Here is a 14,441-nt window from a genome sequence, read left to right as displayed (position 1 = left end):
CGTCTCGCTCGTCCGCCGGGAGCCGGCTCGGGTAACCGGCATGCGAGACGCTATGAGCGGGCAGTGAACGCGTCCGACCTCACCCCGCCACACGCCCTGGCCGACGGGTGAACGCTGGACGCGCGAAGGTGAACGACGGACGTCGATGGCGCCGGTGCCGGTGCACCGCGCGGCACGCCGGAGGATGCCGCGGCCTCGCGCGACCCGGGCGCACTCCTCCCGCGCGCGGGATCAGCGCGCCGGCGTGGGCGACGAGGTCGGCAGGACCGTCGCCGTGGGCGACGGACTCGGCGTCGACGTGGGGGCGGGCGGCGAGACCGTGGGGCTCGGCAGCGGTGCCGCGGCGACGAGCACGCGGACGGCGCTTCCGAGCGCCACCGAACTGCCCGCGGCGGGTTCGCTCCCCAGGACGAGCCCGGCGGGCCGCTCCGAGACGACGGTCACTGTGGTCGACGTGAAGCCGGCCGCTCGCAGGTGCGCGTCCGCCGCCGCCGCATCCATCCCGGTGACGTCGGGAACCGCGTTCGAGCCGGATGCCACCGTGAGACGGACGGTCGATCCCCGCACGACGGTCGTGCCCGCCGCGGGGTCGGACTCGAGGACCGTTCCCGCGGGCGCGACGTCGTCGCGCGTGCGCACGTCTCCCAGGCGGAGACCGGTCGCCGCGAGGATCGAGGCGGCGTCGGCGACGGTGGTCAGGGCCGGAACGACCGTCGCCGCGACCGAGGCGGAGGGTGCCGCCGTCCCCGGCGTGATCGCGGCCGTGGCGGACGGGGTCGCGGCGTCGTCGGGGGTGACGGCCTCGGCGGGGGGCGCCGTGCGTCCGGCGCCCGAGAGCAACGGCACGGCCGTGGCGGTGGCGACGAGCACGGCGATGATCGCGATGACGAGGCCCCATCCGGCAGCGCGACGCTCGCGCGGGGGCTGCTCCTCGACGGGAGGCGGCGTCTCGATGGCAGGAGGCGCGGGTGCCGGTGCGGGTGCCAGCGCCCGCGTCGCTGCGGTCCTCGCCGTCGCGGCCGGCGGAGGTGGCGGCTGCGGGACGTCGGGAGGCAGCGCCGCGAGGAGGGCACGGCGCATCTCGTCGGCATCCGTGTAGCGAAGCGAGGGATCCTTCAGGAGCGCGCGGACCACGACCCTGTCGAGCGCCTGCGGGATTCCGCGTCGCCGCACCGACGGGACCGGCGGGGGTGCGTTGAGGTGTCCGCGCACGACGGCCGCCCGGTCGTCGCTCTCGAAGGGAGCTCGCCCCGTCAGGGCGAAGTAGAGCAGCCCGCCCACTTGATAGAGATCGCCCGCGGGGCCGACCGCGCTCCCGGACAACTGCTCCGGAGAGGCGAAATGGGCGTTGCCGACGACCCCGGCCGTGGCCGTGGTGACGGAGCTGCGCAGCACGTCGTCGCCGTGCGCCGTGCGGCCCGCGGCATCGGCGAGACCGAAGTCGAGCAGCGTCGCCCGGAGTCCCCCGTCGACGCGACGTACGAGCACGTTCGCGGGCGACACGTCGCGATGGATCAGCCCGGCACGATGGGCGGCGGCGAGTCCGGACAGGACGTCCGAGCCCACATCGACGACCTCGGCCGGCGAGAGCACGCCCTCGACGCGCACGTACTCGGCGAGCGTCCGTCCCTCCACGAGCTGCTGCGCGATCCACGCGATCGGGGTGTCACCGTCGAGGAAGGTGCCGAGGTCGACGATCGTGACGACGCAGGGGTGCGAGAGGGTGGCGATGCGCTTCGCCTCGTCGAGGAAGGCCGCGCGGACCTCGGGACTTTCGGACAGGTGCGGATGGAGGAGCTTCACGGCGACCCGACGTCCGGTGACCGTGTCCTCCGCCGAGAACACCGACGCGGTACCGCCCGAGCCGAGGAGCCCACCGAGACGGAAGCGGCCGGCGATGACCCCCGCCCGCTCCCCGTCACCCACGGCGACGCCCGGGGGCGCGGGGACCGCGTGTCACGTCGTCCTGTCCAGCACGCGGGAACGTCGGCCGGAGGGGGTGCCGATGCTCACTCCGTCGACCACCTGCGCCGAGGCGAAGACGTTCACCGCCGTCCGACCGGCTGCCATGGCCTCCCCCGCCGACTCGTACCATCGGGCCGTCGTCACGACCGGCACCCCCGCGCTGCGCAGGATCCAACCGTGCTTGGTCGACCCGGGACCCCGGACGGCCGTCAACTGCAGGTCGGCGGCGCGGCTCTGCTCGCGCCGGGCGGCCGCGACGGCCGCCGCCGGAGAGGTATAGACCGCGGCACATCGCGCGAGTTCACGGTTGTTGGTCGCGAGTAACCGCCACACGCCGAAGACACCCAGCGAGACGATGTTCTCGCTCGGCGTCGCGACCTGGGCTTCGAGGTGCACCGCGGCCATCTCCGGGAGGAAGTACGAACGCAGCAACAACCACGCGGCGAGGCGCGGGTCGTAGTGAGAACGGAAGGTGTCGAAGATCACGCGCCCGGTGCGGGCGCGCGCGACGTCGAGTCGATCGCTCACGGAAAGCCCCTGTCTGACGGACTGAGCGTCGGACTTTCGGGTCGTCTCGAGCTGTTCCGCAGAACAGAAAGTGCCGTCCTGCCGTAGCCGCTGCGCGAGCAGAGGGTGAACGGACGGGTTACGACGTGGCAACGCTCGACGCCGCGCGTAATCACCTGCCGGGTGAACTGTCCGCGCGGGCGCGGAGGACGTTCAGAGGGTGCGTCGACCCTCGAAGGCGCGGCCGAGGGTGACCTCATCGGCGTACTCGAGGTCGCCGCCCACCGGGAGACCGGATGCCAAGCGCGTGACGCGGATCTCGAGGGTGTGCAGCAAGCGGCTGAGGTAGGTGGCCGTGGCCTCGCCCTCGAGGTTCGGATTGGTCGCGAGGATCACTTCTTGGACGGTGCCGTCGGCCAGACGTTGCATGAGCTGGGCGACGCGGAGGTCGTCGGGACCGATGCCCGCGATGGGGCTGATCGCCCCGCCGAGCACGTGGTAGAGACCACGGAACTCGCGGGTGCGCTCGATCGCGGCGACGTCTTTCGCGTCTTCGACCACGCAGATGAGGGCCGGGTTGCGGCGGGGATCACGGCAGATCGAGCACCGCTCCTGCTCGGAGACGTTGCCGCAGATCTCGCAGAACTTCACCTTGTCGCGGATCTCGCCGAGCAGCGTCGACAGGCGGGACACGTCGAAGCTCGGCGACTGCAGGATGTGGAACGCGATGCGCTGAGCCGACTTCGGACCGATTCCCGGGAGGCGGCCGAACTCGTCGATCAGGTCTTGGACGATGCCGTCGTACATCAGGTGAACCTCGTCGGGGGCTCGTAGGGCTCGTCGCGCAGGTACGTCGCGCCGAGCATCTGGCGGACGACGGCCTCACCGTATCGCTGGACCCCGCCGCGAAGCGGGGGCATGCGCGGAACCACGACCGGCGGAACGGGCGCATCGGGCGCTTCGTCGGCGGGCGGGATCACGTCGTCGTCGTCGACCTCGTCGGGCGCCGGCACCGACCGGGAGACCTCGGTCGCGGGGAGCACGCCACCCTCGCGGACGGCCGAGGCAGCCGCGGGCGCGACCGTCGGACGGGCCTCTTCGGGTTCGTCGTCGACGGCCAGGGCCGCGGCGGGAGATGCGACCGTCGGGGCGGCACCGGGGATCGGCGCCACCGCCCAGTCGGTCACGCTCGCCGAGTACGGTGCCGAGGACCGCGCGGGAGCAGTCACGGTCGCTCCCCCGCGGGGCGGGGCGGCCGGCGAGCCGGACCCGTTGCCGCGTCGGCCACCAGGGCCGGGGCCACCCGGGCCGTCGCCGTCGAGGCGCGCGAGATATTTCACGCGCACGCCGAGGACGGCGAGGATCGCTTGACGGAGGTCTTCGCTCGGACCGCCGTCGGCCGAGCGCGTCTTGAACGCCGTCAGGTCGCTCCCCGTGCGGAAAAGCAGCGTCAGCACGTCGTCGTCGAAAGCGGCGACCGTCGCTGTCGAGACGATGAGCCACGACGGCCGGCTGGTCACCTCGAGCTGAGCCAGGATCTCCGGCCACGCGTCGCGCACGTGTCCGAGCTCGATGGGTCCGACGGGGATCGCCGGCGGAGTCGGAGCGACCGGCTCGAGCGGAGAAGGGTCGGGCTCGGCGCGGGTGTCGGCATCGGACACGGGGGTGCGCGGCGCGGCTTCCGGGGCGGGGGCGGCCGGCCGGGCCGGGGCGGCGGACGGGGCGGCCGTCGGCGCGGGAGCGTCACTCGCGCGCATCGCGCTCGCACGGTCGGCGTCAGCGACGGGGCCGCCGGCGGTGGGCGCGGTGTCGAACGGGTGCGCCTCGTCGTGGGAGCCGGCGGCGGCGCTCGGAGCCGCTTCTCGCGCCGGTGCGCTCTGCTCGGGCGCAGCATCGACGGGACGGGGCTCGTCGTCGAGCGGCGGCGCGTCATCGTCGGTGAACGGCGGGGGCGCGTCGTCTTCGTCGGCGGGCGGAGCGGCGCTCGGCGCGGTGGGAGACGCGGCGCTCGGGGCGGCGGCGCTCGGCGCGGCGCTCGGCGCGGTGGGAGACGCGGTGGGAGACGCGGTGCTCGGTGCGGCAGCGCTCGGTGCGGCAGCGCTCTGCGCCTCGACCGGCGGCGCGACGGCGGGCACCGAGACGTTCGGCGCCGGGACGTTCGGAGCCGCCACACGGGGCGATGCGACCGGCGTCGCGTCGTTCGGAGCCGCCACGGGCGCCGCGACGTTCGGAGCAGCCGTCGGGGCCGCGACCGGCGGGGCCGCGTTCGGCGCGGCAACCCGCGGTGCCGCGATTCCCGGTGCCGCGATGCCAGGCGAAGCGATCCCCGGTGAAGCGACGGCCGGCGCGGCAGAACCGCCCGCCGGGGTCGCCGACCCCGGCGCCGCGATGCGCGGCGTCGACGGAGCCGCGACGCGCGGAGCGCTGACGCCCCCCGGTGCGATGTCGGCCGCGGGAGACGCGGGCCGCCCGGTGGCGACCGGGGTCGCGGGCGCCGTCGCACGGGCGGCGTCGAGGTCGTGGATCGTCGCGGGAGACGACCCCTGCGACACCCCGGCGTGGGTGAGCACGCGGGCGACGAGCAGCTCGAGCTGCAGACGCGGCGAGGTGGCACCCGTCATCTCGTCGAGGGCGGCCACGACGAGGTCGGCGGTCCGCGACAGGCGCGCCACCCCGAACGCCGTGGCCTGCCGGGCCATGCGCTCGAGCTCGTCGTCGGGAACGCCGCGCAGGACGGCCGAGGCGCCGGCACCGGTCGCCGCGACCACGATGAGGTCGCGCAGGCGCTCGAGCAGATCGTCGACGAAGCGACGCGGGTCTTGCCCGGTCTGCACCACGCGGTCGACCGCGGCGAAAGCCCCGGCGCCGTCGTTCGCCGCGAAAGCGTCGACCACCTCGTCGAGGAGCTCGGAGTGGGTGTATCCCAGGAGGGCCACGGCACGCTCGTACCGCACGAGCACGTGGCCCGCGGCATCCGCGTCGCTGCCGGCGATGAGCTGATCGAGCAGAGACAGCGTGTCACGCGGCGAGCCCCCGCCGGCACGCACGACGAGCGGCAGCACGCCGGCTTCGACTCCGACGTTCTCGCTCTCGCAGAGCTCTTGGACGTACTCGAGCATGGCGGCCGGCGGAACGAGCCGGAACGGGTAGTGGTGCGTCCGCGAACGGATCGTGCCGAGGACCTTCTCGGGCTCAGTGGTCGCGAAGATGAACTTCACGTGCGCCGGCGGCTCTTCGACCAGCTTCAGCAGCGCGTTGAAGCCCTGCTGCGTCACCATGTGCGCCTCGTCGAGGATGAAGATCTTGAAGCGGTCGCGGGCGGGGGCGAAGATCGCGCGCTCGCGAAGATCGCGCGCATCATCGACGCCGTTGTGGCTGGCGGCGTCGATCTCGACCACGTCGAGCGATCCGCTGCCTCCGCGTCCGAGTTCGACGCAGCTGTCGCACGTGCCGCAAGGGGTGTCGGTCGGGCCCGCGGCGCAGTTGAGGCATCGGGCCAGGATGCGCGCCGACGTGGTCTTACCGCAGCCGCGCGGACCCGAGAAGAGGTAGGCGTGGCCGACGCGATCGCTGCGCAGGGCGGTCATCAGGGGCTCGGTCACCTGGGACTGCCCGATCATCTCGCCGAACGCCTGCGGGCGGTATCGGCGGTACAGGGCTGTCGTCACCCGACCAGCCTACGGCGTCCCTCCGACATTGCGTCCGCGGGCGTCTGCGCACGGCGGCGGCGCGCGTGATGAGGGGCGGATCAGGGAGGAGGGGAGGACGCTGAGGCCCTCGGCATCCTCCCCTCCTCCCTCACCCTCCGCTCGTCACCGGTCCCCGCGCCTCGTAGCCCGACCGCACGGAAACCAGAACGCGGCGGCACCCCGAAAGGCACCGCCGCGTTCGTGAAGCGACGTCAGACGTCGAGACCGACCGCGACCGGCTCGTCGTCGTCGTCGCCCACGATGGGGATGGCCGCCGTGACGATCGGCACCGAGGCCAGCAACAGCGTGCCGTCCTCCCGAACCGACCCCTCGAGCTGTCGGATCGAGGGGCGCCCCGGCCGCACGGGTCCCTGCCCGTGCAGGGCGACGCGCACCGACTCGCCGGGGGCGACGGTGTAGTCCACGTCGCGCACGGCGAACTCGACGGGATCGCCGTCACCGCTCGCGCGCAACGTCAGAGCCGTCGCGGTCAGGGTCACATCGAGACGCGTGCCGTGCCAGTGCAGCACGTACGACAGCTCGGGCCAGTCGGCGGGCAGGCGCGGGTCGAAGGTCAACCGGCCGAAGTGGTCGCGCATGCCGCCGAAGCCGCTGACGAGCGCCGTCCAGACGCCGCCGGCCGACGCCACGTGCACCCCGTCGGTGGCGTTGTGGTGCAGGTCGCCGAGGTCGACGAACGCGGCCTGCCGGAAGTACTCCAACGCGAGGTCCTGGTACCCCACCTCGGCCGCGAGGATCGACTGCACGACCGCGGACAGCGTCGAGTCGCCCGTGGTCAGCGGGTCGTAGTACTCGAAATCGGCGAGCTTCTCGGCATCCGTGAAGTGATTCCCCTGCAGGAACAGCGCCAGCACGACATCCGCCTGCTTGAGCACCTGGTACCGGTAGATCACGAGCGGGTGGAAGTGGAGCAGCAGCGGGCGCTGGTCGGGCGGGGTGTTCTCGAGGTCCCAGATCTCGCGCTCGAGGAACACCGCGTCCTGAGGATGGATGCCAAGCGCCGGGCTGAACGGGATGTGCATCGCCTCGGCCGCCCGATCCCAGCGCTCGGGCTCGGAGGGGTCGAGGTTCATGCGGTCGGCCATGTGCGCGTACGCGTCGGGGTCGTTCTCGGCGAGCTCGCGCACGGTACGCGCGGCGAACCGCAGGTTGAAGCGCGCCATGACGTTCGTGAAGAGGTTGTCGTTGACGACCGTCGTGTACTCGTCGGGACCGGTCACGCCGTGGATGTGGAACGAGTCGTGCTCCTCGCCGCCGTCGCTCGAGCGCCAGAAGCCGAGCGTCGACCACAGTCGCGCCGTGTCGACCGCGATGTCGACGCCCTCGCGGGCGAGGAACTCTTCATCGCCCGTGGCGCGGACGTACTTCGCCAACGCGAACGAGACGTCGGCGTTGATGTGGTACTGCGCCGTGCCGGCGGCGTAGTAGGCCGAGGCCTCCTCGCCGTTGATGGTGCGCCAGGGGAACAGCGCGCCGGCCTCGTTGAGCTGGTGCGCGCGCTTCCGGGCCGCCGGGAGCATGAGATAGCGCATGCGCAGCGCGTTCCGTGCCCACAGCGGCGAGGTGTACGCGAGGAACGGCAGGACGTAGACCTCGGTGTCCCAGAAGTAGTGGCCGCTGTAGCCGGAGCCCGTCACGCCCTTGGCGGGAACGCCCTGTCCGTCGGCGCGGGCTGCGGCCTGCGCGAGCTGGAAGAGGCACCAGCGCGTGGCCTGCTGCAGGTCGCCGTGACCCCCGATGCGCACGTCCGAGCGGTCCCAGAATGCCGCGTACCAGGCGATCTGCTGCTCGACGAGACCCTCGACCCCGGTCTCGCGCGCGCGGTCGAGGGTGCGACGGCACCGGTCCAGAAGCTCACCCGTGGGCACGCCCCGGGAGGTGTGGTAGCTCACGAGCTTGGTGATGGTCGTCGGGACGCCGGCCCGCGCGTCGACGCGGAAGACGTTCTTCGCGATGTCGGGCTCGATGAGCTGGCGAGAGGTCCACTCGTTTGCGGTGTCGACGAGGTGATCGGCGACGACGGCGAGCGTCATCCCCGACTCGGTCACCTCGTAGCTCAGCGCGGAACGGTCGCCGTCCTGCCAGTACTCCCGCGGCTGCAGCACACGGTCGCTGAGCTTCTCGGTCTTCCGCGGATCGAATCCGGCCTGCTTGGATGCCATCGGCGAACCGCCGTAGATCCCCTCACCGTCCTGCCGGTTCAGCAGCTGGCTGCTCACCGAGACGGGCGCATCGGAATCGAGCACCGTGACGGTGAGACGGAGCACCGCGAGGTGCTTCTCGTCGAACGAGACGAACCGCTCGTCCTCGATCCGCACGTGCTTGCCCGCGGGCGTGACCCACAGCAGGCTCCGGCGGAGGATGCCCTGGCGCATGTCGAGCACGCGCTCGTACTCGCGCACGTCGGCGACGTCGAGCGAGAGCGGCTCGTCGTCGACGTAGACGCGCATGACCTTGGCATCCGGTGCGTTGATGATCGTCTGGCCGACCTCGGCGAATCCGTAGGCCTGCTCGGCGTGACGGATGGGGAACGTCTCGTGGAAGCCGTTGATGAACGTGCCCTGCTCGTGGGCGAAACGCCCCTCGATGGGGTTTCCGCGCAGGCCGAGGTAGCCGTTGCCGACGGAGAACAGCGTTTCGGTGACACCCACATCGTCGACCGAGAACTCGGTCTCGATGAGGCGCCATTCGTCGATGGGGAAACGATCGCGATCGATCATCGGGCGTGCCTTCCGGTGGCGAGGTACGGGTCGGCTCGCGCGCGGGGCTCGGGTGTGCGCGCGAGGGGTGGGGCTCAGGATGCCGCGAGGCGACGGCTCAGTCTACGAACGCCGCGAGGTCGTCGACGACCACGGTGGCACCCGCCGCCGTGAGATCGTCGGCTCCGACGCCACGATCGACGCCCACGACCACCGCGTACCCGGCTGCGGCCGCGGAACGCACGCCGCTCAGGGCGTCTTCGACGGCGACCGACCGCGCGGGGTCGACGCCCAGGAGACGGGCAGCCTCGGCGAAGACGTCGGGAGCCGGCTTGGAGGCCAGGTGGTCGCGCTCGGCGAGGACCCCGTCCATGACGACGGGGAATCGGTCGCGCAGCCCCGCCGCCTCGAGCACCTCGACGGCGTTCTTCGAACTCGACACGACGGCGATCGGCGTCCCCGCGGCCTGCAGCACGTCGAGCAGGGCGACGGAACCCGGGTAGGGCGCGATGCCCTCGGCACGGAGGATGCGCGAGAACACGGCGTTCTTGCGGTTGCCGACGCCGCACACGGTGTCTTCGGACGGGTCGTCGGACGGATCGCCCCACGGAACCTCCACGTCGCGGCTGCGCAGCAGGCTCGCGACGCCGTCGTAGCGCTTCTTGCCGTCGACGTACTCGAAGTAGTCGCGATCGGTGTACGGCGGCTCGATGTTCCAGGCCGCGAAGAGCTGGTCGAACATCTCTTTCCAGGCCCGCATGTGCACCTCGGCGGTCGGCGTCAGCACGCCGTCGAGATCGAACAGCACACCCTCGTACGCGGTGAGGTCGGGCAGGGCGGGGGTGTCGGTCACGGCGGGCTCCAGATCGCAGGGCGGGGCGTGCGGACGCGACGCCGCGTCGTGCTTCCAGCGTAGTGGCGGGTAACCTCCGACACCTCCGCGGGTGAGCGAGTCAGCGAGCGGAAGGTTCGTCGAACTCGCCGTGCTGCCACGCCCGCCGGCGCACCAGCATCCGCGCCCGGTCGCGCGCGGCGGGGCCGAAGACGAGGTCGAAGCCGTGATCCGCGAACCGTCGGAGCAGCGCGGGCGCCTCGCGGAGCCGGATCGAACGGAGGACCGCGGCATCCATCACGAGACGCGTTCGCGCGCGACGTCGGGAGTGGAACGACCGCGTGATTCCGCCCTCGTGCTCCCGGTAGCGCGCGAGCGGTTCGGGACCGACGAACCACACCCGCTCGCGACGCACCCCGCGCCACGCCAGCCAGTAGTCGGTGTGAGCCTCGGTGAAGGCCGGCCACGCGCCGACGACGTCGCGCCGGATGAGCGCGCACACCGCCGCCGGGACGAGACCGTGACGGAGGTGCCGTCGCCGCGCGTCCGCGACAGCGCCCGCCGTCAGGTCGGCGCGTCCGGTCGAGCGCGACCACCGCTGGGCTGCCTGCGGCCGCACGACACCCCGCGCGTCGATGACGGTGTGATCGCCGAAGATGCAGTCCGCTTCGACGCCGTCGCGCACCGGCGCGGTGAGGCGGGAGAGGGCGTCGGGTTCCAGCACGTCGTCGGCGTTGATCTCCATGACGTAGCGCCCCGCCGCCAGCGCGAGACCGATCGCCACCGCCCCGCACTTCCTCGTGTTGCGCCCCAGCGACACCACCCGGACATGCGACAGCCCCGCCGTGACCCGCCGCGCGATCTCGAGCGATCGGTCGCTCGACGCGTCGTCGACGACGATGAGCTCGAAGTCCACGAACGTCTGGGCCAGGACGGCGTCGAGAGTCTCGGCCAGGTATCGCTCGCCGTCGTAGACCGGCAGGATCACCGAGACCAGGGGGCGGATCGGACACTCCGCTCCCGGGGCAGGCCTGGTCTCCTCCCCTCCCACGCGCCTGCGGGCGCGTCGCACCTGCCGCCTCCCCCACACCGGATGAACAGTGTCGGCCTGGAGAATCGCATGAACCTCGTCGGCCGTGAGGCGGGTGGTCGTGGTCACATCCACGATCGCGACGATGCCGTCAGCGGTCACCCGATGATCGATGCGCGCAGCGCGCGCGGCTGAGGAACGACGGAGGAAGGGCATCCGCCGATGCTCACACGCGCCGTCGACGCCCACGCACCAGGGGTGCCGCGGGAACGGGGGCGAGATCAGATGCGACCGAAGGTGACCCCGGAGGTGACCGACAGCGTCTGACGGGCGATCTCGAGCTCCTCGTTCGTGGGGACCACGAGCACCTCCACGCGCGAGGCGTCGGTCGAGATCCGACGGATGCCGCGCTCGCGCGTCGCGTTGCGTTCGGGGTCGATCTCGACGCCGGCGAAGCCGAGGGTCGCCATGGCCTCCTCGCGCACGCGGATCGAGTTCTCTCCCACCCCGGCGGTGAAGGAGATCACATCGACGCCGTCGAGCTGGGCGAGATACGCCCCCGCGTAGGCGCGGAGACGGTGGATGTAGACGTCGAAGGCGAGCTGCGCCGCCGGGTCTCCGGCATCCCGTCGCTCACCGATGTCGCGCATGTCGCTGACACCGGCGAGGCCCAGGAGGCCGGAGCGCTTGTTCAGAAGCGTGTCGAGGTCGGCGATCGACATGTCGGCGCGACGCGCGAGCTGGAACAGCACGGCCGGGTCGAGGTCGCCGGAGCGCGTACCCATGACGAGCCCCTCGAGCGGCGTGAGGCCCATCGACGTGTCGACCGAACGGCCGCCCTCGATGGCGGTGACCGAGGCGCCGTTCCCGAGGTGGAAGACGATCTGCTTGAGCTCGCCGAGCGGGCGGCCGACGAAGGCCGCGGCGGCCTCGCTGACGAACTTGTGGCTCGTGCCGTGGAAGCCGTAACGGCGGATGCGGTGGGCCTCGGCGATCTCGCGATCGATCGCGTAGGTGTAGGCCTCGGGAGCGAGCGACTGGTGGAACGCGGTGTCGAAGACGGCGACGTGCGGCACGTCGGGGAAAGCCTTCTTCGCCGCGACGATGCCGGCGAGGTTCGCCGGGTTGTGCAGGGGCGCGAGCACCGAGAGCTCGTCGATGTTGATCTCGACGAGCGGCGTCACGACGGTGGGCTCGAAGAACCGCGCTCCGCCGTGGACGACCCGGTGGCCGACCGCGACGGGCGGATGCTCGTCGAGCGAGGGCCCGTGCGCGGCGAACGCGTCGAGCATGACGGCGAAGCCCGCGGTGTGGTCGGGGATCTCCCGTTCGATCGTGTGCGTGGCATCCGTGACCGCGGGCGCCTCGTCGCCGGGTGCGAGGGCGGCCGCCTCGACGGTGTGTTTCGCTGTTCCCCCGGTCCCTGAGCCTGTCGAAGGGTCGCCGATGCGCTCGACGAGGCCCGAAGCGAGCACTCGCTCGTGTCGCATGTCGAGCAGCTGGTACTTGAACGACGACGACCCGCTGTTGACGACGAGCACCACGCTCACTTGCTGCTCCCCTGGGCCTGGATCGCGGTGATCGCGATGGTGTTAACGATGTCGTCGACGAGCGCGCCGCGCGACAGGTCGTTGATGGGCTTGTTGAGGCCCTGGAGCACCGGCCCGATCGCGACGGCGCCGGCCGAGCGCTGCACGGCCTTGTACGTGTTGTTGCCGGTGTTGAGATCCGGGAAGACGAAGACCGTCGCGCGGCCCGCGACCTCGGAGCCGGGCATCTTGGCCTGGGCTACGGCCGCGTCGGCCGCGGCGTCGTACTGAATCGGTCCCTCGACGAGGAGCTCCGGCGCACGCTCGCGCACGAGAGCGGTGGCGGCACGCACTTTCTCGACGTCGGCACCCGTGCCCGACTCCCCCGTCGAGTACGAGAGCATCGCGACGCGCGGCTCGATGCCGAACTGCTCGGCGGTCGCCGCCGACGACACGGCGATGTCGGCCAGCTGCTCACTGGTCGGATCGGGGATGACCGCGCAGTCGCCGTAGACGAGCACGCGGTCGGCGAGGGCCATCAGGAACACGCTCGAGACGACCGAGACGCCCGGGGCCGTCTTGATGATCTCGAAGGCGGGGCGGATGGTGTGGGCCGTCGTGTGGGCGGCGCCCGAGACCATGCCGTCGGCGAGGCCCATGTGAACCATGAGGGTGCCGAAGTACGACACGTCCGTGACGGTGTCGGCGGCCTGGGCGTACGTGACGCCCTTGTGCGCACGGAGCCGGGCGTACTCGGTCGCGAACTTGTCGACGTGCACGGCATCGAAGGGGCTGAGCACCTCGGCGTCGCGGATGTCGATGCCGAGCTCGATCGCGCGCCCGCGGACCTCGATCGGCTCGCCGAGGATCGTGAGGTCGGCGATGCCGCGCGAGAGCACCGTGGCCGCCGCCCGGAGCACACGGTCGTCGGTGCCCTCGGGCAGGACGATGCGGCGCTTGTCGGTGCGGGCCCGGTCGACGAGGCCGTACTCGAACATCAGCGGGGTGACGACGCTGGGTCGGGCGACGCCGAGCTCTCGCGTCAGCAGCGCGGTGTCGACGTGACGCTCGAACATCGCGAGCGCGGTGTCATACCGACGCTGCGAGTCGGCGGCGAGGCGTCCGCGCGTGTTCATGATGCGGACGGCCGTGTCGTAGGTGCCGAGGTCGGTCGCGATGATCGGCAGCGGCGAACCGAGGCCGTCGATGAGACGGACGATCGGATCCGGCAGCTCGAACCCGCCGTTGAGGACGATGCCGGCGAGCGACGGGAACGTCCCCGAGGCGTTCGCGAGGAGCGTGGCGAGCAGGACCTCGCTGCGGTCGGCGGGGATGACGATGACCGCCGACTCTTTGAGCCGCGGAAGCACGTTGACCATCGACATCCCGGCCACGACCACCCCGAGCACCTCACGGGTGAGCAGCTCGGGGTCGCCCTTGATGAGCTCGCCCTCGACCGAGCGCAGAACGCCGCGCATCGAGGGGGCGATGAGGAAGCGGTCTTCGGGGAGAGCCCACACCGGCACGGGCCGACGCTCGGCCGACGGGGTGACGGGAAGGGTGTCGATGATCTGACGAACGGATGCCACGACCCCGTCGAGCTGGTCGGGATCGGCGCGATTCACGATCACGGCGAAGACCTCGGCGCGCTCGTGCAGGAGCTCGGCGACCGCGAGCGACGCGATCTGACCGACCTCGTGCGGGGTGCGCGCGACCGATAGGCCGAGCGTCTCGCCCTGTCCCTGCTGGGCGCGGCCACCGAGGACGAGGAGCACCGGGGCGCCGAGGTTCGCCGCGATCCGCGCGTTGTAGGCGAGCTCTGCGGGGCTGCCGACGTCGGTGTAGTCACTGCCGATGACGACCACGGCGTCGCACTGCGCCTCGACCGCCTTGTAACGCTCGACGATGCGACCGAGGGCCGCGTCGGCGTCGTCGCGGACGTCGTCGTAGGTCACGCCGACACAGTCGTCGTAGTCGAGGTCGACCCCGTCGTGGTCGAGCAGCATCTCGAGCACGTAGTCGCGCTCGGCCGTCGAACGCGCGATCGGACGGAACACCCCCACGCGCGGAGTGACGCGACTGAGGGCGTCGAGGACCCCCAGAGCCACGGTGGATTTGCCCGAGTGCCCCTCGGCCGACGTGATGTAGATGCTCTGCGTCACGTGTTCC

At 71.9% G+C, this 14,441-nt stretch carries 9 protein-coding genes; all 9 read right to left on the bottom strand.

Annotated elements, in window-relative coordinates:
- Window positions 1-231: 231 nt before the first annotated feature.
- The gene (locus AB0O24_RS12595) at window positions 232-1,926 is read right to left on the bottom strand and encodes a PASTA domain-containing protein (RefSeq protein ID WP_275799520.1); all 1,695 of its coding nucleotides are present in this window, start codon (window positions 1,924-1,926) and stop codon (window positions 232-234) included.
- A gap of 30 nt (window positions 1,927-1,956) precedes the next feature.
- The gene (locus AB0O24_RS12590; protein WP_058615255.1) at window positions 1,957-2,493 is read right to left on the bottom strand and encodes a hypothetical protein; all 537 of its coding nucleotides are present in this window, start codon (window positions 2,491-2,493) and stop codon (window positions 1,957-1,959) included.
- Window positions 2,494-2,685: 192 nt separating this feature from the next.
- A complete protein-coding gene (gene recR, locus AB0O24_RS12585) occupies window positions 2,686-3,279 on the bottom strand; it encodes a recombination mediator RecR (RefSeq protein WP_058232585.1) in 594 nt (197 codons plus the stop codon).
- Window positions 3,279-6,140 (bottom strand): DNA polymerase III subunit gamma and tau, encoded by a 2,862-nt coding sequence (locus tag AB0O24_RS12580; protein WP_363375307.1) that lies wholly within the window; start codon window positions 6,138-6,140, stop codon window positions 3,279-3,281. The genes recR and AB0O24_RS12580 overlap by 1 nt, the downstream gene beginning before the upstream one ends.
- Window positions 6,141-6,373: 233 nt before the next feature.
- A complete protein-coding gene (locus tag AB0O24_RS12575; RefSeq protein ID WP_363375304.1) occupies window positions 6,374-8,902 on the bottom strand; it encodes a glycosyl hydrolase family 65 protein in 2,529 nt (842 codons plus the stop codon).
- 97 nt (window positions 8,903-8,999) lie between these two features.
- Complete coding sequence (locus tag AB0O24_RS12570; RefSeq protein ID WP_363375301.1) at window positions 9,000-9,734, bottom strand: beta-phosphoglucomutase family hydrolase; 735 nt, start codon at window positions 9,732-9,734, stop codon at window positions 9,000-9,002.
- A gap of 100 nt (window positions 9,735-9,834) precedes the next feature.
- Window positions 9,835-10,959, bottom strand: coding sequence for a glycosyltransferase family 2 protein (locus AB0O24_RS12565; RefSeq protein WP_363375298.1), 1,125 nt, complete (start codon window positions 10,957-10,959; stop codon window positions 9,835-9,837).
- A gap of 65 nt (window positions 10,960-11,024) precedes the next feature.
- Window positions 11,025-12,293, bottom strand: coding sequence for an acetate kinase (locus tag AB0O24_RS12560; RefSeq protein ID WP_307385474.1), 1,269 nt, complete (start codon window positions 12,291-12,293; stop codon window positions 11,025-11,027).
- On the bottom strand, window positions 12,290-14,434 hold the full coding sequence (gene pta, locus AB0O24_RS12555) for a phosphate acetyltransferase (RefSeq protein ID WP_363375295.1): 2,145 nt from the start codon (window positions 14,432-14,434) through the stop codon (window positions 12,290-12,292). Before pta ends, AB0O24_RS12560 begins: the two co-directional genes overlap by 4 nt.
- Window positions 14,435-14,441 lie beyond the last annotated feature (7 nt).

This window comes from Microbacterium sp. NPDC086615 (assembly GCF_040686055.1).
Taxonomy (GTDB): domain Bacteria; phylum Actinomycetota; class Actinomycetes; order Actinomycetales; family Microbacteriaceae; genus Microbacterium.
The sequence above is the reverse complement of the archived record's forward strand: the minus strand, read 5'-3'. Positions and strand labels throughout refer to the sequence as shown.

Excerpts from the sequence above, each read along its gene's own strand:
- recR (WP_058232585.1), bottom strand. The coding sequence starts at position 3,279 with ATGTACGACGGCATCGTCCAAGACCTGATCGACGAGTTCGGCCGCCTC.
- AB0O24_RS12575 (WP_363375304.1), bottom strand. The coding sequence starts at position 8,902 with ATGATCGATCGCGATCGTTTCCCCATCGACGAATGGCGCCTCATCGAG.
- AB0O24_RS12565 (WP_363375298.1), bottom strand. The coding sequence starts at position 10,959 with ATGCCCTTCCTCCGTCGTTCCTCAGCCGCGCGCGCTGCGCGCATCGAT.